Origin of the sequence: Kribbella sp. NPDC023972 (genome assembly GCF_040639075.1) — a bacterium.
Lineage (GTDB): Bacteria > Actinomycetota > Actinomycetes > Propionibacteriales > Kribbellaceae > Kribbella.
Genome location: NZ_JBEZZH010000003.1, coordinates 209990 through 236063, shown reverse-complemented (window position 1 = coordinate 236063; position 26074 = coordinate 209990). Strand labels below are relative to the sequence as shown.

The 26074-nt window shown below is 69.0% G+C and carries 26 protein-coding genes and 1 tRNA gene; 6 read left to right on the top strand and 21 right to left on the bottom strand.

Going from position 1 to position 26074, the window contains the following annotated elements; translation table 11 throughout:
* Window positions 1-62 precede the first annotated feature (62 nt).
* From AB0F43_RS14180 to AB0F43_RS14170, 3 genes are all read left to right on the top strand, one after another.
* On the top strand, window positions 63-569 hold the full coding sequence (locus AB0F43_RS14180; RefSeq protein ID WP_360475205.1) for an ACT domain-containing protein: 507 nt from the start codon (window positions 63-65) through the stop codon (window positions 567-569).
* The gene (locus AB0F43_RS14175; RefSeq protein ID WP_360475202.1) at window positions 566-1114 is read left to right on the top strand and encodes a peptide deformylase; all 549 of its coding nucleotides are present in this window, start codon (window positions 566-568) and stop codon (window positions 1112-1114) included. The genes AB0F43_RS14180 and AB0F43_RS14175 overlap by 4 nt, the downstream gene beginning before the upstream one ends.
* A gap of 26 nt (window positions 1115-1140) precedes the next feature.
* Window positions 1141-1221: transfer RNA gene (locus tag AB0F43_RS14170), tRNA-Leu, on the top strand.
* A 125-nt stretch (window positions 1222-1346) separates the two neighbouring features.
* Here AB0F43_RS14170 and AB0F43_RS14165 read toward each other — a convergent pair.
* The 3 genes from AB0F43_RS14165 to AB0F43_RS14155 form a co-directional block, all read right to left on the bottom strand.
* Window positions 1347-1892 (bottom strand): AAA family ATPase, encoded by a 546-nt coding sequence (locus tag AB0F43_RS14165; protein ID WP_360475199.1) that lies wholly within the window; start codon window positions 1890-1892, stop codon window positions 1347-1349.
* A gap of 396 nt (window positions 1893-2288) precedes the next feature.
* Window positions 2289-4034 (bottom strand): right-handed parallel beta-helix repeat-containing protein, encoded by a 1746-nt coding sequence (locus tag AB0F43_RS14160; protein ID WP_360475196.1) that lies wholly within the window; start codon window positions 4032-4034, stop codon window positions 2289-2291.
* A gap of 245 nt (window positions 4035-4279) precedes the next feature.
* Entirely contained in the window at window positions 4280-4675 is a 396-nt protein-coding gene (locus AB0F43_RS14155) for a hypothetical protein (RefSeq protein ID WP_360475193.1), read from the bottom strand.
* On the opposite strand from AB0F43_RS14155, the gene AB0F43_RS14150 reads away from it, so the two are divergent.
* A complete protein-coding gene (locus AB0F43_RS14150; RefSeq protein WP_360475190.1) occupies window positions 4659-4928 on the top strand; it encodes a hypothetical protein in 270 nt (89 codons plus the stop codon). The two genes, AB0F43_RS14155 and AB0F43_RS14150, sit on opposite strands and share 17 nt — an antisense overlap.
* Window positions 4929-5119: 191 nt before the next feature.
* On the opposite strand, the gene AB0F43_RS14145 is transcribed toward AB0F43_RS14150, so the two are convergent.
* From AB0F43_RS14145 to AB0F43_RS14085, 13 genes are all read right to left on the bottom strand, one after another.
* Window positions 5120-5953, bottom strand: coding sequence for a uracil-DNA glycosylase (locus AB0F43_RS14145; RefSeq protein ID WP_360475187.1), 834 nt, complete (start codon window positions 5951-5953; stop codon window positions 5120-5122).
* A 175-nt stretch (window positions 5954-6128) separates the two neighbouring features.
* Window positions 6129-7088: a Ppx/GppA phosphatase family protein gene (locus AB0F43_RS14140; RefSeq protein WP_360475185.1), complete on the bottom strand. Its 960-nt coding sequence runs from the start codon at window positions 7086-7088 to the stop codon at window positions 6129-6131.
* Entirely contained in the window at window positions 7081-7563 is a 483-nt protein-coding gene (locus AB0F43_RS14135) for a DUF501 domain-containing protein (RefSeq protein ID WP_360475182.1), read from the bottom strand. Before AB0F43_RS14135 ends, AB0F43_RS14140 begins: the two co-directional genes overlap by 8 nt.
* A complete protein-coding gene (locus AB0F43_RS14130; RefSeq protein WP_360475179.1) occupies window positions 7560-8165 on the bottom strand; it encodes a septum formation initiator family protein in 606 nt (201 codons plus the stop codon). The genes AB0F43_RS14135 and AB0F43_RS14130 overlap by 4 nt, the downstream gene beginning before the upstream one ends.
* Window positions 8166-8169: 4 nt before the next feature.
* Window positions 8170-9450, bottom strand: coding sequence for a phosphopyruvate hydratase (gene eno, locus AB0F43_RS14125; protein ID WP_360475176.1), 1281 nt, complete (start codon window positions 9448-9450; stop codon window positions 8170-8172).
* A 38-nt stretch (window positions 9451-9488) separates the two neighbouring features.
* Entirely contained in the window at window positions 9489-10034 is a 546-nt protein-coding gene (locus tag AB0F43_RS14120; protein ID WP_360475174.1) for a tRNA 2'-phosphotransferase, read from the bottom strand.
* Complete coding sequence (locus tag AB0F43_RS14115; RefSeq protein WP_360476790.1) at window positions 10031-10381, bottom strand: LysR substrate-binding domain-containing protein; 351 nt, start codon at window positions 10379-10381, stop codon at window positions 10031-10033. The genes AB0F43_RS14120 and AB0F43_RS14115 overlap by 4 nt, the downstream gene beginning before the upstream one ends.
* Window positions 10382-10387: 6 nt before the next feature.
* The gene (locus tag AB0F43_RS14110; RefSeq protein ID WP_360475171.1) at window positions 10388-11236 is read right to left on the bottom strand and encodes a phosphotransferase; all 849 of its coding nucleotides are present in this window, start codon (window positions 11234-11236) and stop codon (window positions 10388-10390) included.
* A gap of 396 nt (window positions 11237-11632) precedes the next feature.
* On the bottom strand, window positions 11633-12646 hold the full coding sequence (locus AB0F43_RS14105; RefSeq protein ID WP_360475168.1) for a MazG family protein: 1014 nt from the start codon (window positions 12644-12646) through the stop codon (window positions 11633-11635).
* Window positions 12647-12655: 9 nt separating this feature from the next.
* A complete protein-coding gene (locus AB0F43_RS14100) occupies window positions 12656-13294 on the bottom strand; it encodes a hypothetical protein (RefSeq protein ID WP_360475165.1) in 639 nt (212 codons plus the stop codon).
* A gap of 28 nt (window positions 13295-13322) precedes the next feature.
* Entirely contained in the window at window positions 13323-16955 is a 3633-nt protein-coding gene (gene mfd / locus AB0F43_RS14095) for a transcription-repair coupling factor (protein ID WP_360475162.1), read from the bottom strand.
* The gene (gene pth / locus AB0F43_RS14090) at window positions 16952-17527 is read right to left on the bottom strand and encodes an aminoacyl-tRNA hydrolase (protein ID WP_360475159.1); all 576 of its coding nucleotides are present in this window, start codon (window positions 17525-17527) and stop codon (window positions 16952-16954) included. The genes mfd and pth overlap by 4 nt, the downstream gene beginning before the upstream one ends.
* A gap of 42 nt (window positions 17528-17569) precedes the next feature.
* Window positions 17570-18226, bottom strand: a complete 657-nt coding sequence (locus tag AB0F43_RS14085) for a 50S ribosomal protein L25/general stress protein Ctc (protein ID WP_360475156.1) — start codon at window positions 18224-18226, stop codon at window positions 17570-17572.
* A gap of 364 nt (window positions 18227-18590) precedes the next feature.
* Here AB0F43_RS14085 and AB0F43_RS14080 point away from each other — a divergent pair, with 364 nt between their 5' ends.
* Window positions 18591-19253: a hypothetical protein gene (locus AB0F43_RS14080; RefSeq protein WP_360475153.1), complete on the top strand. Its 663-nt coding sequence runs from the start codon at window positions 18591-18593 to the stop codon at window positions 19251-19253.
* Here the strand turns inward: AB0F43_RS14080 and AB0F43_RS14075 are convergent.
* The 3 genes from AB0F43_RS14075 to AB0F43_RS14065 are packed head-to-tail and all read right to left on the bottom strand — an operon-like array spanning window position 19250 to window position 22549.
* Entirely contained in the window at window positions 19250-20011 is a 762-nt protein-coding gene (locus tag AB0F43_RS14075) for a DUF1932 domain-containing protein (RefSeq protein WP_360475150.1), read from the bottom strand. The two genes, AB0F43_RS14080 and AB0F43_RS14075, sit on opposite strands and share 4 nt — an antisense overlap.
* A 22-nt stretch (window positions 20012-20033) precedes the next feature.
* On the bottom strand, window positions 20034-20675 hold the full coding sequence (locus AB0F43_RS14070) for a response regulator transcription factor (RefSeq protein WP_360475147.1): 642 nt from the start codon (window positions 20673-20675) through the stop codon (window positions 20034-20036).
* Window positions 20663-22549, bottom strand: a complete 1887-nt coding sequence (locus tag AB0F43_RS14065; protein ID WP_360475144.1) for a histidine kinase — start codon at window positions 22547-22549, stop codon at window positions 20663-20665. The genes AB0F43_RS14070 and AB0F43_RS14065 overlap by 13 nt, the downstream gene beginning before the upstream one ends.
* A gap of 135 nt (window positions 22550-22684) precedes the next feature.
* On the opposite strand from AB0F43_RS14065, the gene AB0F43_RS14060 reads away from it, so the two are divergent.
* On the top strand, window positions 22685-23344 hold the full coding sequence (locus AB0F43_RS14060; protein WP_360475141.1) for a hypothetical protein: 660 nt from the start codon (window positions 22685-22687) through the stop codon (window positions 23342-23344).
* 2 nt (window positions 23345-23346) lie between these two features.
* On the opposite strand, the gene AB0F43_RS14055 is transcribed toward AB0F43_RS14060, so the two are convergent.
* Entirely contained in the window at window positions 23347-24327 is a 981-nt protein-coding gene (locus AB0F43_RS14055) for a ribose-phosphate diphosphokinase (RefSeq protein WP_360475138.1), read from the bottom strand.
* Window positions 24328-24340: 13 nt separating this feature from the next.
* The gene (gene glmU / locus AB0F43_RS14050; RefSeq protein WP_360475135.1) at window positions 24341-25843 is read right to left on the bottom strand and encodes a bifunctional UDP-N-acetylglucosamine diphosphorylase/glucosamine-1-phosphate N-acetyltransferase GlmU; all 1503 of its coding nucleotides are present in this window, start codon (window positions 25841-25843) and stop codon (window positions 24341-24343) included.
* Window positions 25844-26074 lie beyond the last annotated feature (231 nt).

Here is a 26074-nt window from a genome sequence, read left to right as displayed (position 1 = left end):
AGGCTGTCCGGATACCGAAGTCGTTTCTTTGGCTACTTAGGTCGGACGGTAGGTTTCCGGGCATGAGTCAGCTCGCAGTCACCGTCATCGGCCCCGACCGGCCCGGCATCATCGCGGACGTCACCGAGGCGCTCGCCGGCACCGGAGTCAACCTCGAGGACTCCACCATGACGCTGCTGCGCGGTCACTTCGCGATGATGATCGTCTGCTCCGGGCCGTTCGAGGAGGTCAAGACCGCGGTCGAGCCACTCCGTGGCGAGCTCGTCATCACGGTCCGTAAGGTCGGCCCCGAACACGAGCACGCGCCGATCGGACCGTCGTACGTCCTGAGCGTGCACGGCGCCGACCGTCCGGGGATCGTCGCCGCGGTGACCCGGATGATCGCGACGGCGGGCGGAACGATCACCGACTTGACCACCCGGCTCAGCGGGGAGCTGTACGTCCTCACCGCCGAGGTCGAGCTGCCGCTGACCGCCGAGCTGGAGATGCTTAACCGCGCCCTGGAGATCACCGCCGAGGAGCTCGGCGTCGGCGTCACCCTGCGCCCGGCGGAGAGCGACGAGCTGTGACTGTGATCACCGGCTGGTCCCCCTCTGCTCTGGGCGTCGAAGGCACCGTACTGGAGGTACTACGCGCGCCGCACCCGGTCCTTGCCACGGAAGGCGCGACCGTGGATCCACTCGACCCGGCGATGATCCAGCTCGCCGCCGACCTGGTCGCCACCATGCGGGTGTCGCCCGGCTGCGTGGGCCTGGCGGCGCCGCAGGTGGGCGTCGCGGCGCAGATGTTCTCGCTCGACGTGACCGATCACCCGAAGACGCGGACCTGCCACGGGGTCTTCGTCCTCTGCAACGCCGTCGTGGTCGAGGCGACCCGGCAGGAGAAGGGCCGCGAGGGCTGCATGTCGGTCCCGGACTTCACCGGCGACGTCAAACGCGCCACCCGCCTGACCGTCACCGGCGTCCTCCCCGGTACGACGGACCAGGTCACCATCACCACCGACGCCTTCGAGGCCCGCGCCCTCCAGCACGAGATCGACCACTGCAACGGCAAACTCTTCCTCGACCGAGTCGCCGGCGCCCACGCCATCTACCCCCGCAAGGTCTACCAGTAGACGGTAATCTCAGACCGCGCCGTACAGCCCGGGTGGCGGAACGGCAGACGCAGCGAGCTTAAACCTCGCGGCCGAAAGGCATACGGGTTCGAATCCCGTCCCGGGCACAACCGGCTGTGAGTCGGCAACAGTGTCGCGCCAAGCACAGGTTGCAGCCATGATCGGCCCCTGACTTGGGGAAAGCGGAGGGACGCCAGACTCCTTTCCTAGGCGGCTGAACATCATCTTCAGCCTATGACTTCAGGTAGATGTCGACCTCGGGCAAAACTTCGGACAGCGGTCGGTGCATGTCCAGCTGGAGGTAGTCTCCCGAGGGACGTTGAACGCGGTCCATCCCATTGCGGAACAGCGCCTCGCCGTCCACCAATTCGTCACCGAGGTCCACTGGCGGATAGTCCACGCCGCGACGGTGGCTCCTCAGCCTCGGCCGCCGACGAAGCCTCTCGTCGAGGACCTTCAGATCACGAACCTGGCACTCGATATATCTGTAGGCCGCATCGTGCTCCCCGGCGATTTCCATGCCCTCGGTCAGGATCCTCGGCCAGAAGCACGGGCTGTCCATGACCACCGAATGGCCCTGGGCAAGGACGTGACGCGCCTGCGCGTACATGACCTCGTACGCCGCCTTGGCACTACTGGGGACATCGAAGCCCGCATCGAGTACGGCGCTCCTGATGACGTCGTAGTCAACGGCAACCGCACGATACGTGTCGACGACGTAGGCGGCCACGGTGGACTTCCCAGAACCTGGAACGCCCGACATCTGAAGCAGGAACATCGCGTCCCAATCCTCCATTCGTCGCCGTTGCGGCGCCTCGACCGCGATGTCTGCGTGCCTGATGGCGAGCCACCCTAGCAATGCGATACCAGCGGCCCATGGTTGCATCGGCGGTTGCAGTTCACTCCCGTACGGGGCGGTTCATACGGGTTCGAATCCCGTCCCGGGCACAATGGGCTGACTGTCGCGCCCGGCCAAGCTCAGCAGCAATCGCGCGGATCGACACCTCTGCCCGGCGCCGGTCAGCGATCACGATCCCCTCGTCCTCACTCAGGAAACGCGAAGAGGCCTCGGCCACCGGCACTGTGCGTGCCGGCGGCCGAGGCCTCTTCACACGACCTTAACGAGGACCGGGTGAGTGATGCCTCGCAGTCTAAGCCCTGTCCGATGTCGGCATCACAGGCCGAAGTTCCCGGTCGTGTCGTTGCCGGACCCCTGCCACTGCGCCCAGCCCGGCCACTGGCCGGCCCAGGCGAACCAGCCGTAGGCGTGCCCGTCGTTCGGGTGGGTCAGGGAACTGCCGACGTGGTAGGTGTTGTGCTCGAAGTGGTTGTTCCGGGAGGTGAACACCGCGCTGCCCGCGCCGTCCGCGCCGTCCGCGACGGCACCGGTGGCGCCCTGGTTCATGGTGACCGTGTTGTCCTTGACCAGCACGTTCTGGACGACGCACGGCCCGTAGGCACCCTCACCGGCGCCGGTGCAGCCCGAGGCGGGCGAGTCCAACAGGGCGATGCCGTTGTAATTGTTCGTCACCGTGTTACCGGAGATCAGGATCGGGGACGCGGCGGTGAGCGCGCCGGAGCCACGTAGCTGGATGCCCGCGTCCCACATCCAGCCAAGTCGCTGCCCGCCGCCCGGTGATGCGGACGTGCCGTTGCCGACGACTGTGTTGTTGGTGATGGTGGCGTCGTACCCGATCTCGTGGTAGATACCCGCGCCCCAGTTGTTGGTGACGGTGTTGTGGTCGTAGGTGATGTAGATGTTGTTGGTGTCGTCCCAGAGGCCGTTGCCGCCGTTGTCGTGAACGTTGTTGTTGCTGAACCTGGCGTACCGGGTCGCCCATGCCTTGCCGCCGCCGGCCTCCCAGGTGGCGTCGACCGCCAGGTTGGGGTTGTTGTGGGCGATCTCGTTGCCGTCGTAGAGGATGTTCTGGCCGTGCGCGGCGTAACCCTGCTGGGTGTTCCAGTCGAGCAGGTTGTTCAGCACTCGCGCGCCCGAGTCGGTGGCTACGGCGCTCGCCGCGTTGAGAGTGATGTGGTTGTTCTCGATCGTCCAGCCGGTCGCGCCGAACGACTGGATTGCGCCCTGCTGGAGTGGGGTGGCGTAGTGCTGGATCTTGAACCCGCGGACGGTCACGTTGGCTGCGGTGCTGGACCGGAACGCGTATTGACGCGAGTTGCCGCCGTCGAGCACGGCGGCCCGGTTGCCGCCGTCGAACACGTCTCCGGCCTTCGGTGACAGCGCCGAGACGTTGGTATATGTCCCTGGCGCGAAGCAGAACGTCGTCCCGGTCGGCGCGGCGTCGATAGCGGCCTGGACGCTGCTCGCCGGCGTGATCTGGACGCCGGTGCAGGTCGTGGGGCTGGTCGTCGAGGTGGGTGTCGATGTCGCCGTCGGAGTGGACGTTGCGGTCGGAGACGATGTAGGTGTCGACGTCGTTGTGGGGGTCGACGCCGTCGGGGTGCTGCTTGCGGTCGACGTGGCCGTCGGCGTCGGGGAGGTGGAGGCCGTCGGCGTCGGGGAGGTGGAGGCCGTCGTCGCGGTCCCGAAGTAATAGCGCGCCGTGTAACGCAGCTTCTTGCCGGCCGAGTACGGCGTACCGTTTTTGCTCACGGCCTGCAGCCGGTAGGTGGTGTCAGTGATCTTGGCCGGGTCGATCGACAAGATCGCCGAGCCGGCGGTCGCCGCGATCGCGGTGGGCTTTTGGCTGAGGCCGTACGCGACCGTACAACCTGAATTGGCGTCCAGGACGCAACTCTCGTCGCGTCCGACGCTGGAGAGGGCCGTGCTCTCCGCTACTGTCGTCGCGGCGACCGGGGCCTTCTTGGCCGCCTGGACGGCGATCGGCGCGGCGACCATCGCACCGGCGGCAAGCACCGCTGCGATGATGACGCGGCTTCGGGCAGTTCGGATGGGGGGCATGCGTAAGCATTCCTTGCCTGCTCGACGGGCCGCGCCTGACTGCCCCAGCGCTCCAGTGCGGCCCTCAAATGTTCATTTCGGATCCCCAGTGAGGCCTGGAACAGCCGGCGTTCCCCGTTGCGCCGATCGCTCCGGGCAGACCGGGCGAGGGGGCTCGCCGGTCGTGTCCTTTGCGTTCGCTCTCGCGAGTACGGGCGCTGACGTTATCCAACCGTGATGTGAAAAGTCCAATCCGGGCCCGAACTTTACGCAGAGTCGTGGCGTCCAAGGCTCTCGCCGTACGGCGAACCGGGCCTCGACGGGCGGCCGAGAACGAACCGCTGCTTGGTGTTGCCGGTGGACACGACCTCGACGCCGTACTCGACCTGCCAGGTCGTGGCCTCGAGATCTAGCCGCTTGCTCATGTCGTTGAAGAAGCTCGCCAGCGGCATCGTGCCGGACTTCTGCGTCACCTGGGACACGTAGGCGGTGTAGCCGGACGAGTGCCACACGTCGTAGGTGTAACCGCCCAACGTCACAGTGCCGACCTTCGAACCGGCGGGGACCTGGTTCTTGTTGTCGGTCCAGATCATCAGCTCGTTACTCGTCCCGTCGCCGATCCACACGTCGAAGGCGCCGTTGGAGATGCAGGTGCTGTTCAACTCCTGCGCCCTCACCGGCCACGTGAACGTCCACCACAAGGGCAACAAGCCCTGGTTGCTGCGGAACACGCCGGAGGCCAAGGCGCGGGCGGCGGGCAAGAAAGCGGCCGCGGAACGGCCCAAGGTGGGGAGTGCGCCGACCGGGAAGAAGATCCCGGCGAAGGTCTCCGAGATCGTTGCCACTGGCAACGACAAGGCCCCGGGCGACGCGCGTGTCCACAGCGCCCACCAGGTCAGCGTCTCGTCAGGCTGACCGGTGTGAGTGCCGCCTGGTTGCACTTTTGGTTGCAGTTCGGTGCGGTCCGGCCCAGTTCTGGCCAGCGCGAGGGATGGGTGTAAGCGTCGGATGAACGAGTTTGGACACCGCTGGACGACGGCTGGTCAAACTCAAACCTCGCGGCCGCAAGGCATACGGGTTCGAATCCCGTCCCGGGCACAGGTGGGTCAGGAGATGCCGGCGAGGGATTTGGCTCGGGTTAGGACGGCGTCGAGCATGGGGGCGGTTAGTTTGCCGGTGAAGGTGTTTTGCTGGCTGGGGTGGTAGCAGCCTAGGACGGTTACTTGACCGTGCGGCGAGTCGATGGGGTGCTCGACTGCGTGGCCGAAGGGTGGGCGGGGTTTGGGGACGGCGGCGCCGGCGGCCTGGAGGGCGGTGAGGAGGGCGTCGTAGCCGAACTTGCCTAGGCAGATGATGGCTTTGGTGGTGGGGAGGGCCAGTTGTAGTTCGCGGCGGAACCAAGGGGCGCAGGTGTCGCGTTCGGCCGGGGTTGGTTTGTTGGCGGGTGGGGCGCAGCGGACGGCGGCGATCATTCGGGTGGCGGTGAGGCGGAGGCCGTCGCCGGCGTGTTCGCTGGTGGGCTGGTTGGCGAGGCCGACGCGGTGGAGAGCGGCGAAGAGCCAGTCGCCGGAGCGGTCGCCGGTGAAGACCCGGCCGGTACGGTTGCCGCCGTGGGCCGCCGGGGCCAGTCCGGCGATCAGGATCCGTGGCTCGGCAGCACCCCATCCCGCGATGGGCCGGCCCCAGTACGGCTGGTCCGCGAATGACTTCCGCTTGCTCAAGGCAACTTCTTCCCGCCACTCCACCAACCGCGGACAAGCCCGGCACACCGAGACTCGAGCCTCCAACTCGGCCAGGTCCCCGGTCTCCGCGAGCCGCAGTACGTCGGAAGCATCGTGAGCCACCGGAGTCCGCCGTACCGCAGGATCCTCCGGCCACCCCGCCCCCGGCGGCACCGGACTCTCGAACAACTCCCCCGTCAACGGATGCGGCAGCTTCATACCCACAGACTAAAGACACTCACCGGCTTGCCGGTTCGCTCGCAGTCCCGGCGCCCGGGTCAGGAGCGCCGCTGCGGACCAGCGGACGCCCAGGCCATCACAAAGCCGCCCCGATGACGGGCAGCACGCTCGGCGATGGGGATTCGGCGCCAATGTGATGGCCTGGAGATCCGGCTCAGCTGAGTGAGAGCGCGACGCCGTCCAGGATGTCGTGCTCGGACACCAGCACCTCGTCCACGGCCATGCGGTCGTACAGCCGCTGCAGAATCAGCGCTCCGGCTCCGATCACGTCCACCCGGCCGGGATGAATCGACCGTACGGCGGAACGCTCGGCGCGCGTGGAGTTCGCCAACCAGGCCGTGGTGTCACGGAGGACCGGACCGGAGATCCGCGCGTGGTGGATCCGGGTTCGGTCGTATTCGGGGAGCTTCAGGGCGACGGCGGCGACCGTGGTGACCGTCCCGGCGACGCCGACCAGCGCGCGGGCCTGGCCGATCGGCACCGTGGTGGAGTCGAGCAAGGTGTCGACGTCTTTGGTGACGGCGGCGAGTTCGTCCGGCGAGGTTGGGTCCGAGGTGACATGCCGCTCGGTCAGGCGCACCGAGCCGATGTCGAGTGACTCGGCCGCGCGCACTCCAGCGGCGTCACCCAGGACCAGCTCGGTCGATCCACCGCCGATGTCGGCCACCAGGTAGGGACCGGGCACCTCCAGCGCGGCCAGCCCGCTGGTTGCTCCCCGGAACGTCAGTTCGGCTTCCTCGGCGCCGGAGATGATGTCCGGCTCCACGCCGAAGCGCTCGGCGATCCCGGCGAAGAACTCGTCCCGGTTGCTCACATCCCGTGCCGCTGAGGTCGCCACGAACCGAGTCCGCGTCGCACCGGCCGCCCGAATCGCCGCCGCGAACTCGTCGGATGCCGTGAACACCCGCCCCAACGCCTCCGGCGCAAAGGCTCCGGTCGCGTCCACGCCCTGTCCGAGCCGCACGATCGTCATCCGCCGGTCCACCTCGACCAGCCCACCCTGCACCAGGTCGGCGATCAGCAGACGGATCGAGTTCGTCCCACAGTCGACCGCGGCGACCCGGTCAGACCCACGGCGACCGGCAACCCGGGCTGCGGTGGCCCGGTCAGACACACGGCCCCCGGCGGCCCCAGTCGTCGAGGGCTTCCAACGCCTCGTCGCCCAAAGGGTTCACGCCTGGTCCGGCCGCCAATGAGTGGCCGGCCAGCACATGCAGGCACTTGACCCGGGTGGGCATACCGCCGGCCGTGATGCCGGCGATCTCCTCGACGTGTTCGATGGATTCGCGGTGAGCCAGGTAGGACTCGTGGGCGGCGCGGTAGCGCGCGGCCAGGTCCTCGTCGGTGCCGAGCCGGTCCGTCATTTCCTTCATCATGCCCTCGGCCTCGAGGGTGCCGATCGCGGAGGCCAGTCGCGGGCAGGTCACGTAGTACGTGGTCGGGAACGGCGTACCGTCCGGGAGCCTGGGCTCGGTCTCGACCACGTCAGGCAGGCCGCAGCTGCACCGGTGCGCGATGGACCGGATCCCCCGCGCGGTCCGGCCGAGCTGCTTGCTGACTGCTTCGACGTCTTCAGGACCGACGGTCACCGCGTTGCCTTCGGCGAGGGGGTCAGGATGGGCTTCGGGGTCGGCTTGACCGGCGCCGGCGTGGCGGGGGCGGCGGGTTTGCCCGCTCCCTCGACGCTCCCCCACAGCTTGGTGTACCAGGTCGGCTTCTGCTCGTCGGCCGCCGCGTCGGACGGGGTCGAAGGCTCCGGCGGAGCACCCACCGGCTTGCCGTCCGCGCCGATCACCCGGTAGCCGACCTCACCCGGCATCACCCAGCCGAGCCGCTGCCGCGCCTGCGCCTTCACGTACGCGTCGTCGTCCCAGCGGGCGATCTCGTCGTTCAGCTCGTTGACCCGCTTCTCCCGGTCCCGGATCTCCTGCTGCAGCGCGGTGATCTGCTGGTGCTGGTCGAACCACACCCGCAGGCTCTGCGCGTACGACACGATCAGCGCACCCAGCACGAGCAGGACGACGGCGGCCCGGCCGGTGAGGTTGCGGGAGCCCCGGGTCCGGACCGGGCCGGCCGGGGTTCCCGTCGTACGGCGTTTGGGCTGGTCGCCCCGCCGGGCCGGTGGACGCGACTGGGTCCGGCTCGACGGACGCGAGCCGGGGCGTGCACCGGATTCCCGGCGGGACGGCATGCAATCAGCCCTTGAACCGCGGGAAGGCCGCGCGGCCGGCGTACTTCGCCGCGTCGTCGAGCTCCTCCTCGATCCGGAGCAGCTGGTTGTACTTCGCGGTCCGGTCGGACCGGGCCGGGGCGCCCGACTTGATCTGACCGCAGTTGGTGGCGACCGCCAGGTCCGCGATGGTGGTGTCCTCGGTCTCGCCGGAGCGGTGGCTCATCATGCAGGTGAAGCCGCTGCGGTGGGCCAGGTCGACCGCGTCCAGCGTCTCGGTCAGCGAGCCGATCTGGTTCACCTTCACCAGCAGCGAGTTCGCCGCCTTCTCGGTGATACCGCGCTGCAGCCGCTCGACGTTGGTGACGAACAGGTCGTCGCCGACGATCTGGATCTTGTCACCGAGCTGGGCGCTGAGGTTCTTCCAGCCGTCCCAGTCCTCCTCGTTCAGCGGGTCCTCGATCGACACGATCGGGTACGACGACACCAGGTCGGCGTAGTACGCGATCATCTCGTCGGCCGACTTCTTGCCGCCCTCGAACGCGTAGACACCGTCGGTGTGGAACTCGCTCGCGGCCACGTCCATCGCCAGCGCGATGTCCTTGCCGACCTGCAGGCCGGACTTCTCGATCGCGATCACGATCAGGTCGAGCGCCTCGCGGTTGCTGGCCAGGTTCGGCGCGAAACCGCCCTCGTCCCCGAGCCCGGTGGACAGGCCGCGCTCCTTCAGCACCGCCTTCAGCGCGTGGTAGACGCCGGCGCCCTGCATCACCGCGTCGGCGTACGTCGGCGCGCCGATCGGGGCGATCATGAACTCCTGCACGTCGACGTTGCTGTCCGCGTGCGCGCCGCCGTTGAGGATGTTCATCATCGGCACCGGCAGGACGTGCGCGTTCGGGCCGCCGACGTACCGGAACAGCGGCAGGCCGGCCGAGTCCGCGGCCGCCTTGGCGACGGCGAGGCTGACGCCGAGGATGGCGTTCGCGCCCAGCTTGGCCTTGTTCGGGGTGCCGTCCAGGTCCAGCAGGGCCTGGTCGATCAGCCGCTGCTCGTGGACGTCGTACCCGACGATCTCCTTGTCGATATCCTCCAGGATGGCCGTGACGGCCTTCTGGACACCCTTGCCGCCGTACCGGCCCTTGTCGCCGTCGCGCAGCTCGACGGCCTCGAACTGGCCGGTGGACGCGCCCGACGGCACTGCGGCCCGGGCGACGGTGTCGTCGTCGAGGAGAACCTCGACCTCGACAGTGGGGTTGCCGCGCGAGTCGAGGATCTCGCGGGCGCCGACGGCCTCGATGGTGGCCACATTGACTCCCAAGTTCTCGATGACGAATCAGCCCGAGCCTAGCTGCCAGACCAGCGAGCAGGGTGGACCGCGTCGACCCTAACAATCGCATCAGGCGGGACGAACCGCGTCAGTAACACTCCGTTGGGGGCTCGATAGACGGCCAAACCACTGGGATCCACACCCAGCAAGACTTCTACGGCCGTCCTCCGGCCGACATGACTGTTCTTGGACGGCGCCAGATGGACATGAGTACGCCGTCCCGGCAGCAAGCCGTCCCGCTGGATCGCCGGCAACGCCTGCCGGGTGGTCCCGTGCCAGAGCAGGTGGTCGGGATACACCCGTTCCCAACTGTTCTCCAAGGCTTCACGTGTCACCGGCATTCCATCGAGCGAATGGCCCTGACACGCCCGGATCCGGTTGCCGTCGACCTGCAGCCGCTGCTTGTCGTTCTGCTCGACCGCCGCGTCCAGGGTCGGGCGATCCATCCGCAGGACCGCCAGCACCTCGGCGATCGACGCCCAGCCGTCCGCACTCATCGTGAGACCACGCTCACCTGCCGTGTGCCTGAGCAACCTGGAGATCGCTCTGCTCTCCCTGCTCACAGCAACATGCCTTTCAGTTCGCTCACCCGATCTGCCCGGTCCCCGCACGTGACGACGTAGTACCGCACCGGTGGCAGATCCCTCACCGGAATCCGCCGTACGGCGCTTGTCACCCGGACCGACCCGTTCACGACGGCCGGGCCTACTCCTAGACGGACGAAGTGGACCAGCAGTTCCCACCCCTCCGCCTCGACCGCAGCGGACCACCGGATGCCTTGATCCAGCATGCTCCGCTCCAACTGCTGCCGGTGCGGACGCCCTTCCGGCGGTACGACGAGCGCCTCGTCCCGCAGGTCTTGCAGCCTGACGCTCCGCCGGCCGGCCAGGCGATGATCGGCCCGGGTGATCAGGGTCTACGGGTACTGCGTGAGCAGGGCGCGGCGGGCGTCGGCGAGGCCCTTGCGGTTCTCGGCGGGGTCGGCGATTCCGGTGCGGATGTCGTTTGAACACCGCCAGGCGAAGTACCCGGCCTGTACGGCGTACCGCACCTGCAGAAACGCGCCGAGGCCGGCTGCGACCTCATCACGCAACTCTGGACGCTGCTCCAGGTACGCCGGTACGACCTGGCTGGAGTCATTGACGTACATGACCGCTGACGCCACGTCGTACAGCACCGGACCGTGCATCGCCGCACCCCAGTCGATCAACGCGTTCGTGCCGTCGGCCTGCCGCAGAAACGCCTCCGGCGCCGGGTCCCCGTGCAACCATGCCCAGCTCAACGGTCCAAGCCGCCGTACCCCTTCCATCGCCCCCTCGACCGCTGGCCGGATCCACTCCTCGAGATCGAGCCACTCGTCGAACTGCCGCAAGAGGTGAAGCCACTCCTCCACCTGCCCTTCCGGCGTCCCCGTCGCCCTGTGCACCCGGCCCAGCAGCTCCCCCACCGCCCAGGCGTCAACAGCCGTCAGCGACACCCCGTCAACGAACTCGAGTACACCGACCAACCGGCCGTCGTACGCCTCGACCAACTGCCGAGTGCTGCTCGGCACCGGCCGACCGGTCACGAAGCCCGCGTCAGCGAGCCGCGCCGCCAGCTCCAGCCCGGGCCCGAACCCCTGGTCGCTCGCATCCACCGCCTTGACGACGACCCGCCACCCGTCGCCTTCAGCCAGCCAGGTCGTCGACCCCATTCCGCCGGCCAACGGCGTCACGCTCGCCGGCTTCCGGTACCAGCGCTCCGCCAGCAACTCAGCAACATCCACCCGCCACACCTTGCCAGCCCAGCCGCAGGCGGGCACGCCGTTTTCGAAGGACAGTCCAGGGCGGCGACGGACCTCTCGATGCACGTACGCCTCCAGGCCGCCTACGCCGACGGCCGCCGGGTCGTCACCTCTGCGGCGATCTGGCCGAAGCTCTGCAAGGCACCGGGTTCTGAACGGGGTCGTCGTCGAGCCCGTCACTCGCGCCGTCGGCGAGAAGGCTGGGCAATTGATCGGCGAGGCCAGGCTGGGATCAGGTCAGGCAGTGGACGCGATCCTCGTGGCCACGGCGCTCGCGGAGGCGGGACCGGTGGTCATCGCGAGGACCCAGGCGACCTCAAGGCCCTGGTCGGCGACGAGAAGCGCGTCGCGGTCGTGGCGGCGGACCGGCTCTGATCCTCAGCCGCCGCCGGATTCGGCGGTGCGGATCTCGTCTGCCAGGTGGTGGATGGTGGTGCGGAGGGCTTGTTCGGCGTCGATGCCCAGGGTGCGGGACTCGCGGACCAGGTCCAGGAGTTGCCGGCCGATCCGGCCGGCGTCGGTCGCGGGCTCGGCGAGCTGCGCGCCGGCCGGGATGAGCATGGCGGCGCGGCCCAGGACCTTGTCGGCGAGAGCCAGGGCGGGCATGGCTTGCGGGACGCCTTCGAGGACTGAGGTGCGTTGTTTTTCGACGGCTTTGATGGTTTCCCAGTTGGCTTCGACAGCGGCGGCGTCGGCCGCGACGACGGTGCCGAAGACGTGCGGGTGGCGGCGGACGAGTTTCTCCACGATGTCGCCGGCGACATCGTCGATCGAGTAGCCCTCGTCTGGGTCCTCCTCGGCGATGCGGGAGTGGAAGGCGACCTGGAGGAGGATGTCGCCAAGCTCCTCGCGGAGGTGGGCGCGGTCGCCGGTGTCGATGGCTTCGAGGGTCTCGTAGGTCTCCTCGAGCAGGTACTTCGCCAGGCTCTCGTGGGTCTGCTCCTGGTCCCACGGGCAGTTCCGCCGCAACCGGTCCATCACCCGCACGAGGTCGATCAGCCGCGCGCCCGGTACGTCGTACGACCCGTGCAGGATCTCCACCTGGTACGGCGGACGCGGCTCCCGGCTCACCTGGTCGGCGACGACTCGCAGGAGACCCGGTTCGCCGTCCTCCCCGACAAGCCAGGCGACGCGTTGGCCGGCCGCCGCGGCTTCGCTGAGCCAAGCCCAGTGCTCACTGACCTCACCCTCGACCTGGGTGACGACGAGCCCTGATCCGACCAAAGCCTGCACGTCCGGACGCAACGTCGGGCCCCCGGCCGGCGGCTGGGCGGCCCCGATGGCGTCGGCTTCGCTGAACGCCTGCCAGGCTGCGCGGGTGAGCAGGCCTGGTGCCACCCGGGGGCTGGTCAGGACGACTTTGACCGCACCGCCGGCGGTGTCACCAGGCATGGGGGAACCTCAGCCCTGGCCCTGCTGGTTCTGCTGTGCTTCGGCGGCTTCGCGCTTGGCCTTGGCCTGGGCGGACTCCTCCGACAGCGAACCGGAGATCTTGCTGTCGATCCGGCCGTCGCTCCACTGGCCGAAGCGCGGCGAGATCTCGATCTTCACGTCCTTCGAGGCTTCCTTGACGAGCTGGATACCGGCCTGCTGCGCCTGCTGGACCTTCGGGTCCTTGACCCCGGTCCCGCCGCCGAGCTTGATGGTGGCGACCGCGGTGGCGGCCACCTGGCGCAGGAAGTCCCGCGCCACCGGGTCCGCCTCGAACTTCTCGTACGCCGTCTGGTCGTTGACCACCAGCTTGGCCGCCTCGGCGGTCTCGGCGTCGCTCACTGACACCGACCGCTGCTGGGAGACCTCGGCGACCAGCGCGTTGTTCACCAGCTCGCTCAGCGCCACCGTGCTGTTGAACGGCTGCCCGAGCGCCGTGGTGACCGCGCGCGAGGTCTTGTCGACGTCGCCGACGGTGATCTCGGTCTTGCCGACCACGGCCGCCGCGCCCGGGTGCGTGCCCGCCGCGCAGCCGCTGACCAGCAGCACCGACGCCACTGCCGCACCGAACGCCCGAAGCCGTCGCCCCTTGATCAGCGCTGTGCTCACCGAATCTCCTCGCATCTCCAGCTCGAAACTAAACCGAGGCCCCGACCGGCTCGGCGATCACGTCGTCGATCAGCCGGGTGCACCACTGCAGCAGCTCCTGGTCGCGGAGCGGCTGACCGGCGACCGGCCGGGTGGCAGGTCTCGGCACCAGGATCGTACGCAGTTGCGGCTTCACCAGACTCTTCGGGTACAGCCTGTTCAGCCGGAGCACCTTCGAATCGGGCAGCTCGACCGGCCCGAACCGGATCAGATTGCCCTGCAGAGTCACGTCCTGCAGCCCTGCCCGGCGGGCGTGGTTGCGGAACTTCGCCACCTCGACCAGGTTGAGCACCGGCTGCGGGATGTCGCCGTACCGGTCGTGCAGCTCCTCGACCAGCTCGGCGATGCCGTCGGAGTCCCGGACGGCGGCCAGCCGCTGGTACATCTCCAGCCGCAGCCGCTGAGACGGAATGTAGTCGTGCGGCAGGTGCGCGTCGATCGGCAGCTCGATCTTGACCTCGGCCGCGGCCTCGTCGTCCAAGGTGTCGCCGCGGTACTCCGCGACCGCCTCGCCGACCAGCCGGACGTACAGGTCGAAGCCGACGTCGGCGATGTGACCGGACTGCTCGCCGCCGAGCAGGTTGCCGGCGCCGCGGATCTCCAGGTCCTTCATCGCGACCGCCATACCGCCACCGAGGTCGGCGTGCTGCGCGATCGTGGCCAGCCGGTCGTGCGCGGTCTCGGTCAGCGGCTTCTCCGGCGGGAAGAAGAAGTACGCGTACGCGCGTTCCCGGCCCCGGCCGACCCGGCCGCGGAGCTGGTGCAGCTGGGACAGGCCGAGCAGGTCGGCGCGCTCGACGATCATCGTGTTCGCGTTCGAGATGTCGATCCCGGACTCGACGATCGTCGTACATACGATGACGTCGGACTGCTTCTCCCAGAAGCCCTGGATCACCTGCTCGAGATGGTGCTCCGGCATCTGGCCGTGCGCGACCGACACCCGCGCCTCGGGGACGAGTTGCCGGATCCGCGCGGCCGCCTTCTCGATCGTGTTCACCCGGTTGTGGACGACGAAGACCTGACCTTCACGGAGCAGCTCACGCCGGATCGCGGCGGTCACCTGGCCCTCCTCGTACGCGCCGACGAAGGTCAGCACCGGGTGCCGCTCCTCCGGCGGGGTCGCGATCGTCGACATCTCCCGGATACCGGTGATCGACATCTCCAGCGTGCGCGGGATCGGCGTCGCCGACATGGTCAGTACGTCGACCGCCGTCCGCAACCGCTTCAGCTGCTCCTTGTGCTCGACGCCGAACCGCTGCTCCTCGTCGACGATCACCAGCCCGAGGTCCTTGAACTGCACCTCACCGGACAGCAGCCGGTGGGTGCCGATCACGACGTCGATGGACCCGTCGGCCAGCCCGTCCATCGCGGACTTGGCCTCCTTGTCGGTCTGGAACCGCGACAACGGCGCCACGTTCACCGGGAAGGCGGCGTACCGCTCGGCGAAGGTCGCGTAGTGCTGCTGCACCAGCAGCGTCGTCGGCACCAGTACGGCGACCTGCTTGCCGTCCTGCACCGCCTTGAACGCGGCCCGGACGGCGATCTCGGTCTTGCCGTAGCCGACGTCGCCGCAGACGATCCGGTCCATCGGGGTGACGCGCTCCATGTCGCGCTTCACGTCGTCGATGGTGGCCAGCTGGTCCGGCGTCTCGACGAACGGGAACGCGTCCTCGAGCTCGCGCTGCCACGGCGTGTCGTTGGCGAAGGCGTGGCCCTTGGTCGCCTGGCGGGCGGCGTACAGCTTGATCAGCTCGCCGGCGATCTGGCGGACGGCCTTGCGGGCGCGGCCCTTGCGCTTGGCCCAGTCGCTGCCGCCCATCTTGTCCAGGGTCGGCTGTTCGCCGCCGACGTACCGGGTGACCTGGTCGAGCTGGTCGGTCGGAACGTACAGCCGGTCGCCCGGCTGGCCGCGCTTGCCCGGGGCGAACTCGATGACGACGTACTCGCGGGTGGCCTTCTGCGCGCCGGTGCCGACGGTCCGCTGCATCATCTCGACGTACCGGCCGACACCGTGCTGCTCGTGCACGACGAAGTCGCCAGGCTGCAGCTCGAGCGGGTCGATCGTCTTCTTCCGCCGGCTCGGCATCCGTTGCTGGGAACGGCGTTCGGCCATCGACCGCTGGCCGGCCAGGTCGTTCTCGGTGAGCACCGCGAACTTGATGCCGTCGGCAATGAACCCGTGGTCGAGCTGACCCTGCGAGATCAGGACGACGCCCGGCTCGGGGATCTTCTCGATGCCCTCGACCAGGCGGGCCGGCAGCTCGGCCTCGGAGAACACCTCGGCCAGGCGCTGCGCGGGGCCGTGGCCCTCGGTCACGCAGACGACCCGCCAGCCGTCCCGCAGCCAGCCGCGGACGTCCTCGACGGCGGCCGCGGTCTCACCGCGGTACGCGTCCACCTCGTGCGCCGCGATCACCCGGCTCCGGACCGCACCCGCGTCCGGGTCGATGTCGAACGCGACCCGCTCACCCATCGAGTCCCGCAGCTCCGGCCCGTCGGCCGGCGCCGCCGCGAACGGCGACAGGCTCCACCAGGCCAGGCCCTTGCTCAGCGCATGCGCCCGGACGTCGCCGAGTGACATGTACGCCGCCGCACCCAGGTCGATCGGCGCCTCGCCACCACCGGCAGCCGCCGCCCAGGACGCCTCCAGGAACTCCTGGCTGGTCGCGACCAGATCGTGTGCCCGGGCCCGCACTCGCTCGGGATCGCTGACCACCACATGCGTCCCGGCCGGCATCAGGTCGACCAGCAGCTCCATATGGTCGACGAGCACCGGTGCGAGCGACTCCATGCCCTCGACGGCGTGCCCCTCGGCCAGCTTCTCGAACAGCTCGGAGAGCTCCGGGTGCTCCTTCGCCAGTACGGCGGCGCGCGACCGCACCTCGTCGGTCAGCAGCAACTCGCGGCACGGAGGTGCCCACAGGCCGTGCTCGGCGATCTCCAGCGAGCGCTGGTCGGCGACGGCGAAGTACCGGATCTCCTCCACGTCGTCGCCGAAGAAGTCGACCCGCAGCGGGTGCTCCTCGGTCGGCGGGAACACGTCGATGATGCCGCCGCGAACCGCGAACTCACCGCGCCGCTCGACCAGATCGACCCGGTGGTACGCCGCCCCGGACAGCTGCTCGACGACATTCTCGAGCTCGACCGTGTCGCCGACGTGCAACTGCACCGGCTTGAGGTCCGCCAGACCGGCGACCTGCGGCTGCAGCACGGACCGCACCGGCGCGACCAGGATCTTGATCGGCCCGGTGGTCTCGTCCGAGGGATCCGGATGCGCCAGGCGCCGCAGTACGGCGAGCCGACGGCCGACGGTGTCCGACCGGGGCGAGAGCCGCTCGTGCGGAAGAGTCTCCCAGGCCGGGTAGTACGCGACGGTCGCGGGATCGACCAGGCACTGCAGCGCCTCGGTGAGCTCCTCGGCCTCGCGGAACGTCGCCGTCACCGCCAGCACCGGACGGTCGGCGCCGATCTGCTCGGAGGCGAGCGCCGCGAGCAGGACCGGGCGGACCGGGCCGGGCGCACTGAGGTCAAGGGTGGTGACGCCATCGGCCTTGGCATCGCGGACCGCCTCGGCCACGACCGGATCGGTGACCAGGGTGTCGACGAGACCGCCGAGTTTCACGAGTTGTACTTCCCTTGGGTTGCTTCCAGGCCGTCGGTCAGCAGTGACTCGACGGCGTCGGCTGTCCGGTCGACCGCGAACGGAAGGTCCTTGCGCTCGGTCGAGGAGAACTCGTTCAGGACGAAGTCGGCGGGGTTCTGCCGGCCCGGTGGACGACCCACACCGAACCGAACTCGATAGTACTCACCGGTGCCAAGCGATTTCCGGATCGACTTGAGCCCGTTGTGCCCGTTGTCGCCACCGCCGAACTTGACCCGCAGGACGCCGAAGTCGATGTCCAGCTCGTCGTGGACCACGAGCAGCCCGGCCGGCTCGACCTTGAAGAACTTCAGCAGCCCGGACACCGGTCCGCCGGACTCGTTCATGTACGAGCGCGGCTTGGCCAGCACGGTCCGGATCCCGCTGATCCGGGTCTCGATCACCTCGGCCCGGACCTGCTTGTGCTGCTTCCACCTGCCGCCGGTGCGGGCGGCCAGCTCGTCGGCGACCAGGTGGCCGACATTGTGCCGGGTGCGGGCATAGGAAGGGCCGGGATTCCCCAGTCCGACGACCAACCACACGTCGTCCGCCACGGATCCCGGCCCTCCTGATGTGTCTGTGCGCTGAGCTGGTGATTACTCCGCGGCAGCAGAGACCGGCTCGTCGGCCGTGGTGGCCTCGGCCTCCGGCTCGTCCCGCTCGATACCGGCCTCGGCCTCGGCCTCGGACAGCTCGGCCTCGACCTGCTCGGCGGTCTGGGCGGCGGTCACGTTCACGATCAGGGTGTCCGGCTCGATCGCCAGCGTGGTGCCGGCCGGCAGCTTGATGTCGGACGCGTGGATCTGGGAGCCGACGTCGAGACCCTCGATGGACACGACGACACCGTCGGGGATGTGGGTCGCCTCGGCCTCGACCAGGATGCTCGGGTGCTCCAGCACGACCAGGGTGTCGCTCACGGCCTCGCCCTCGAGATGAACGGCGATGTCCACCTGGACCTTCTCGCCGCGCTTCACGATGACCAGGTCGACGTGCTCGATGAAGCCCTTGATCGGGTCGCGCTGGACCTGCTTCGGCAGGGCCAGGTGGCTCTCCGAGCCCTCCACCTCGATCAGCAGCAGGGCGTTCGCGGTCTTCAGGGCCAGCATGGTGTCGTGACCGGGCAGCGTGATGTGCACCGGGTCACTGCCGTGGCCGTACAGGACTGCGGGAACCTTGTTGTCCCGGCGGATTCGGCGGGCAGCACCCTTGCCGAACTCCGTGCGCGCTTCGGCTTGGATCTTGACCTCGGCCACGAGATGAACTCCTCAAATGCGTTGCGGTGATCGGTTGTCTAAGTGGAACTCGGCTGCGGCCTCAGCGGGCGCTTTGTGACCCCGGAGAAGGCGTCAGGCAACGAACCACCGCGTCGATCACGGAGCCGCGCCCAACAGTTCTCGGGGGGCGTCCCTCGCCGAGGCAACCAAAACAGTCTACCCACCACCCAGCCCGGACGGGAAATCCGTTCATGGGCTGCCTGCCAGGCCAACTTCGTGGTGACTTTTCGCCGCCGTACAGGCCTGGACCGGAACCCTTACTGCTGCTGGCCTGCCTGAGCCTGCTGATCCCCTGGGCCGCGACCGCAGCTCGGTTGGCCCGGGGCTCGGTTAGGTTGCTCGGGTGGCTGCGACCAGTGCGCTCATCCTTCTGCTGTTCGTCGTTCTGATGATCACGCTGCTCGTCGTGTCGATCGTGGTGATCTACAAGCACGGGCGCGCGGCCCTGCGGCGGCGGGCGGCGGAGGCGGCGCGGTACGGCTGGCTCCCGGCACCGCCCAATCCCTGGCTGATGGACGTGGCCGCCAGGCTGTTCACCAGCGGCCGGCCCGGGGAGATGTTCGCCGGCGAGTTCCGTGGCCGCGGCATGTGCGTACTCGACTACACCTACTCGACCGGTGCGGGCAGGGGTCAGCGGACCCGGGTCGCGCACGTGGTCGCGCTCAACCTGCCGGTCGCGCTGCCACCGCTGACCTTGAGCAAGGACTCGGGTCTCACGCGGGCGTTCGGCGGCCGCGACCTGGAGCTGGAGAACCAGGCGTTCAACGACGCGTTCCGGATCTCGTGTGAGGACGACCGGTTCGCCTCGGCCGTCCTGCACCCGCGGATGATGGAGTGGATGCTGTTCAACGGCGGCCTGCAGTGGCAGTTCGCCGGTAACGCACTCGTCTCCTGGGGCGCCAATTCCTTCGTGGTCCAGGACGTGCTGGCCCGGCTGGAGGCGATGCACGGCCTGATCGAGCTCATCCCGCCGTACGTCTTCCGCGACTACGGCAGGCCTGCTTAGCTGAGCTTGGTCCAGACCTGGCGGAGCGCGCGGGCGGCGTCACCCTCGAGACCAGCCTCGTCCAGAGTCTCCGCGAGCTCGTCGAATTCCGGACCCCAGCGCCAGGCGACGCGGCGGAGTTGATCCGGTAACTCAGGGTCGCGCAGCGAGCCAGCGTCTCCGCGCACCTGCTGTGCCGTCAGCGCGTCCGTCACACCATGCTTCTCGGCCAGCTGGAAGGCGAGCACCGCCAGGGCTGCTTTGCCCTTGTTGTACAGGGCGTACGACGACTTGGCCGCACTGGCCGCACCGGGCTCGGTTCCGACCACCATCGGCGTGACCGCCGTCCCGGCCCACAGCTCGGCTGCCTGCTCAGCGGCCGCACCGGACAACATGAGGTGCGTCGGACTCGGCCCACCGGTCGGCGGCGGACCGACCACACCCGCGTCCACGAACGTCGCCCGTGCTACCGCCGCCTGCGCCTCCCGCAACGACTTCGGCGACAGCGGATTCGCCTCGATGTAGAGCCCGTCGAACCCGGCCTGCCCCACCTGTACGGCGATGTCCACGGCACCCTGTGGCGCGCAGGAGCACAACACCACCTCGGCCGCCCGGACCGCCTCGGCGAACGGCGTACCGATCAGGCCCGCCTCGTCGGCGCGCGCCGTACTCTCCGGACTCCGCCCCTCCGGCGCCCAGTGCACTTCGTGGCCTGCGGCAACCAACTGCGCCGCCAGCTTCGAACCCATCGCGCCGGGGTGGAACACAGCGATCCGCATCGAGCCATCCTCAGGTGGGTGTTCAGTGCTCCCCAAGATATGCCAGTACGGCGAGCACCCGCCGATGCTGCTCGTCGTTCGTGAGCAGTCCTAGCTTGGCCAGGATGCTGCCGACATGCGTCTCCACGGTGCGCTCGGTCAGGAACAGCCGACGACCGATGCCGACGTTCGTGCAGCCCTCGGCCATCAACGCGAGCACCTCACGTTCCCGACGGGTCAGTGGTGCGAGCCGGTCGTCGGACCGCTGTCGGCCGAGCAACCGGGCGACCACTTCGGGATCGAGCGCCGACCCACCGGCCGCGACCCGGTCCAGCGCGTCCAGGAACTCATCAACCGCGAGCACGCGATCCTTCAGCAGGTAGCCGAACCGGCCGGTCGCGACGAGCTCGACCGAGTGCCGGGTCTCGATGTGCTGAGACAGCAGCACGATGGCCAGCCCGGGATGCAGCATCCGGAGCCGTCGCGCCGCGCGGGCACCGTCGTCGGTGTGGTCGGGTGGCATCCGGATGTCGATCACCGCCAGGTCGGGTGCGGTCTGCGCGACCACGGTCATCAGCGTCGGTGCGTCCGGCGCCAGGCCGACGATGTCGTGCCCAGCGTCGGCCAGCAACCGGGCCAGCCCTTCCCGGAACAACGCGGAGTCCTCCCCGATCACGATCCGCACGGCAGCACCGCCTCGACCGTCGTTCCGCGGCCCGCTGGGCTGCGCAGGTTCAGCGAACCACCGACCGCCGCCACCCGATCGAGCAATCCGCTCAGCCCCGATCCCGGGCGCGGAGCCGCACCACCGCAGCCGTCGTCCTCGACCAGCACCGTCACCTGGTCGGCCGACCGGGCCACGCGGACCGCGATCGACGTCGCGTTCGCGTATTTCGCCGCGTTCGTCACCGCTTCGGCGGCCACGAAGTACGCCGTGGTGGCGAGCTCCTCGGGCAGGTCGGAGGGGATCTGCAGCCGGACCGGGATCGGCAGCGACTGCGTGATCGCGCTCAAGGCGGCATGCAGGCCGTCGTCCAGGCTGGTCGGACGCAACCCGTGCGCGATCTGCCGCAGCTCGGCGACGGCCGTGGCCAGCTCAGCGACCCCCTGGTCGAGCAGCCCGTTGACGTCGACTGTTCCGTCGTCCAGATGCCGCTGGGCGAGCCGCATCGCCATCCCCAGCGAGACGAGCCGCTGCTGCGCGCCGTCGTGCAGATCCCGCTCGAGCCGTCTCCGTTCGGCGTCACCCGCCTGCACGAGCCGCGCCCGGCTCGCCTCCACCTCACGCAACGCCCCGGCCAACTCAGCTCTCAACCGCGTCACTTCGACCAGACTGGCCGCCCCGACCGCCACTGCCTTCAGTACGGCGGGACTGGTCGATTCCGAGCCCAGTACGCCGATCTGCGCCCCACCCAGCGTCACCGGCACCAGCTGTGGACCAGCGACCGGCGTACCAGCGGCATCGACGAAGCCCGACGAACCGGGAACCAGCAAACCGACGCGAAGACCCGGGTCGCGGAGTGCGGTGCGCAATGCGGACTCCAGCTCCTCCGGCTGGGCCTGCTCGGTGTGAATCCGGCGTTGCAAGTCGTCGATCGCGAGCAGCGCGGCGCGACGCGGTGGATACAGCCGGCGGTCCACCGAGCGCTGCAGCCTTGTTCGTAGTGGCGAGAGGATCAACGCGCAGACTGCGGTAGCGGCCGCAGCTACGAACGCCGAGTCGCGGCCGAGCACTAGCCCAAGTGACACGGCCGCTGCGGCGTACGTACCTAGGAGGACGACCATCACGATGCCGTAGCTGACGGTGTCGGCCAGCACGCGGTCGACGTCGTACAGATCGTGCCGAAGCATCGCCACCCCGACGGAGGCCGGGAGCAGTACCAGCGCGGCGAGGCCGAAGACCGTCGCCACGATGCCGGTGTCACCGGTGACGACGATCTCGGCCAGGCAGACGAACGGGTAAAGAACGGCGGCCAGTCCGGCCAGCGACAGCCATTTGACCTGCGCCCGGACCTTGCCGGTCGACCGGCGATACCGGATCACCACGGAGACAGCTGCTGCCACGCACGCAGCCAGGAAGGCGACGAACACAACCTCGCTCAGCACTCTTAGCCAGAACGGCAGCGCGAACGCGGCGAGGACCTGCTGAGCAAGACAGAGCAGCACCAGGGCCGGCGGCAACGGCCGCCAGAAGGCCCGGCCGTTCGGGAAGTACAAGAGCAAGAGGCAGATGGCGGCGAGCAGCCACCAGCCGCTCTCCTCGAGCCAGGCCACGACCCGGCTGTCCACTGCCAGACCCTCAGCGTTGTAGTAGACGTCGCGAGCGGCCAGGAAGACCGTGATCGCACCGATCCAGCCGAGCAGTGCGCCGATCAGAGCCTGCCGACGGCTGACGACGAGTCCGAGCAGGGTGACGGCGGTCCCGATCGTGGCGAGGGCGGCGAAGCTCCGCAGCGTGCGCGGGCCGGAGCCGTAAGAGATCAGCAGCCAGGAACTCCCCGCCACCATCGTCAGGACGAGCAGGAAAGTACCGAGCGCGACCCACCGCGGCCACCGCATGTCGCCAGCGTAAGGCCGCGGTACGCCGTACGGCTCCGAGCCAGCACGGAGAACCGGCTCCGTGCCCGCTCCGATGTGCCGGGCAGGCAGCCAGGCGTTCCCTGGGGTCGTCAGCTCACATCGCGGAGGTTCATCATGGCAACCCAGACTGCTTCCGGCCCCGTCACTGCCGATCCGGTGCTCCGGCGCCGGGTAGGGATCGTCGCTCTGCTGCTGGCGCTCACGGCCATCGCAGCGGTTCCGGGTGGACTGCTCTGGCCGGAGCCGGCGGCGGGTGGCGAGACGTACGCCTACACCGACATCCAGCCGGTCCGCGATCTGTGGTGGGGACTGCTCGTGGTTCTCAGCGCCGCGCTCGTCATCAACGTGCCCGCCCAGGCCTTGCTGACCACCTTCATCGTGCGCGACCGTGGATCCGGCTGGGCGACCGCGGGTGCCGTCGTACTGTGGATCGGCACCGCCCTGTACGCCGCAGGGGCCGCCGGGTGGGCCGCGGCGTACTACTTCGCGACCGCGCCGGGCGTGGACGCGAGCGTGATCGAGCGGATCAACGACGACACCGCGCACCTGTTCGGCGTGATGCTGCCGGGCGCGCTACTGGTTGCCGTCGGCACCGTCATCCAGGCGGTGGGACTGTGGCGATCCAGGGCCGTGCCGCGGTGGATCCCGCTGCTCTGGCTGACGATCGTGGCGACGTTCGTCGTACCCGGGAACGGCGTGGCCGGGCTGATCACCGCACTGCCGATGACGGCTGCGTCGTTGGGTACGGCGTACTACGCCTGGCGAAAGGTCTGACCTCAGGCGCGGCCGTCGAAGAGGCTGGTCACCGAGCCGTCCTCGAAGACCTCGCGGATGGCCCGGCTGATCAGTGGCGCGATGGACAGCTCGGTGAGCTTGTCGAACCGGCGGTCCTCGGCGATCGGCAGCGTGTTGGTGACGATCACCTCGCTGGCCTGGCAGTTCTTCAGCCGGTCCACCGCCGGGCCGGACAGGATCGCGTGGGTCGCCGCGATCACCACGCCCGCGGCGCCGTCGGCGTACAGTGCGTCGGCAGCCTTGGTGATGGTGCCCGCGGTGTCGATCATGTCGTCGACCAGGATGCAGACCCGGTCCCGGACCTCACCGACGACCCGGTTCGCGACCGTCTCGTTCGGCCGGTCGATGTCGCGGGTCTTGTGGATGAAGGCCAGCGGCGCGCCGCTCAACCGGGCCGACCACTGCTCGGCCACCTTGATCCGGCCGGCGTCCGGCGACACCACGGCCAACTGCTGGTCGCCGTACTTGTTCTGCACGTACTCGCTCAGGATCGGCAGCGCCATCAAGTGGTCCACCGGGCCGTCGAAGAACCCCTGGATCTGCGAGGTGTGCAGGTCCACGCAGATCAGCCGGTTCGCGCCGGCGGTCTTGAACAGGTCGGCCATCAGCCGGGCCGAGATCGGCTCCCGGCCCCTGTGCTTCTTGTCCTGCCGGGCGTACCCGTAGAACGGCAGCACCACAGTGATCCGCTTGGCCGACGCCCGCTTCAGCGCGTCGACCATGATCAGCTGCTCCATGATCCACTCGTTGATCGGCGAGGTGTGGCTCTGGATCACGAACGCGTCGCTGCCCCGGACCGACTCCTCGAACCGGACGTAGATCTCGCCGTTGGCGAAGTCGTACGCCGACGTCGGGACCAGGCCGGCGCCGAGCTGCTCGGCGACCTCCTCGGCCAGACCGGGGTGAGCCCGGCCGGAGAACACCATCAGGTTCTTCTCGGTGGTTCGCTTCATCCCGCTCATGGCCGGCCTCCCGTTACGCCTTCTCGCCAGTGTCGCCCACAGCACCTGCGTCCGTCTGCGGTACGGCGTCCGGCTGGTCCGTCTGCTGTGCGGCCAGAGCCTCTTCAGCCGCCTTGGCGGTCTTGGTACCGGCCCGCTTGCGGGCGACCCAGCCCTTGATGTTGCGCTGCCGGGCCCGCGCGACCGCGATCTCACCCGGGCCGACGTCCTCGGTCAGCGCCGTACCGGCGGCCAGGTACGCGCCGTCGGCAACGGTTCGCGGCGCGACCAGCACCGAGTTGCTGCCGATGAACGAGTGCTTGCCGATGTGGGTCGGGTGCTTCGCGACGCCGTCGTAGTTGGCGAAGATCGTGCCGGCGCCGATGTTCGCGCCCTCGCCGATTGTCGCGTCACCGGCGTACGTGAGGTGCGGCACCTTGGCGCCGTCGCCGATGCTGGTGTTCTTGGTCTCGACGAACGTGCCGATCTTGCCCTTCACGCCGACGCTCGTGCCCGGGCGGAGGTACGCGAACGGGCCGACCGAGGCGTGCGGGCCGATCACGGACTGCGATCCATGCGCCCGGATGATCGTTGCCTGGGACCCGACCTGTACATCGGTCAGGGTGGTGTCGGGGCCGATCGTGGCGCCCTCGTCGACCGTGGTCGCGCCGTGCAGCTGGGTGTTCGGCAGCAGGGTGACGTCGCGGGCCAGCCGGACCGTCTGGTCCACCCAGGTCGTGTTCGGGTCGACGATCGTGACCCCGTCGCGCATCAGCTTGTCGAGCGTACGACGGTTGAGCTCGGCCCGGAGCGCGGCCAGCTGGACCCGGTCGTTGACACCCTCGGTCTGCATCGCGTCGTCGGTGACGTGCGCGCCGACCCGCTTGCCGTCCTGCCGGGCGATCGCCAGCACGTCGGTCAGGTACAGCTCGCCCTGCGCGTTGTCGGTGGTGATCCGGCTCAGGCCGTCGCGGAGCGTGGCCGCGTCGAACACGTAGATGCCGGCGTTGATCTCGTCGATCTGCCGCTGCTCCGGCGTCGCGTCCTTGTGCTCCACGATCCCGGCGACGGTGCCGTCCTCGCCAGGGACGATCCGCCCGTACCCGGTCGGGTCGGGGACCCGCGCGGTCAGCACGGTCACCGCGTTGCCCTGCTTGTCGTGCTCGGCGACCAGCTCCTGCAGCGTCGCAGCCTCCAGCAGCGGCACGTCGCCCGACGTGACGACGACCGAGCCGGCGAAGTCCTCCGGTACTGCGGTGAGCCCGGCACGGACCGCGTCACCGGTGCCCAGCTGCTGGTCCTGGACGGCGGTCTTCGCCTCGGGGTCGACGGTGGCGAGGTGGGCCTCGACCAGCTCACGGCCGTTCCCGACCACGACGACCAGGTGCTCAGGGGCGAGTGCACGGGCCGTGACCACGGCGTGCCCGACGAGACTGCGCCCGCCGATCTCGTGCAACACCTTCGGGGTCGCCGATTTCATCCGGGTTCCCAGACCGGCGGCCATGATCACGACCGCCGCGGGACGATGGGAAGTCACGCGGTCTTCTCCTCGAGTTCCCTGCGAGTTTCTGGAGCCAGTATCAGCATGGGCACTCGAAACGGTGCCCGCGCAAGCCTACTTGCTCCGCCACCCGCACCCCGCACCCGGCCGGAGGAGCCACGTGACCGGTCTCACGCCGACCCTGAACCCGCCGCCCGGCCAGACCTTGCACTCTCCGCGCCGATGACCTCATCCTCCGTAGCAACCCCCGCTTTTCGGAAGATCAGT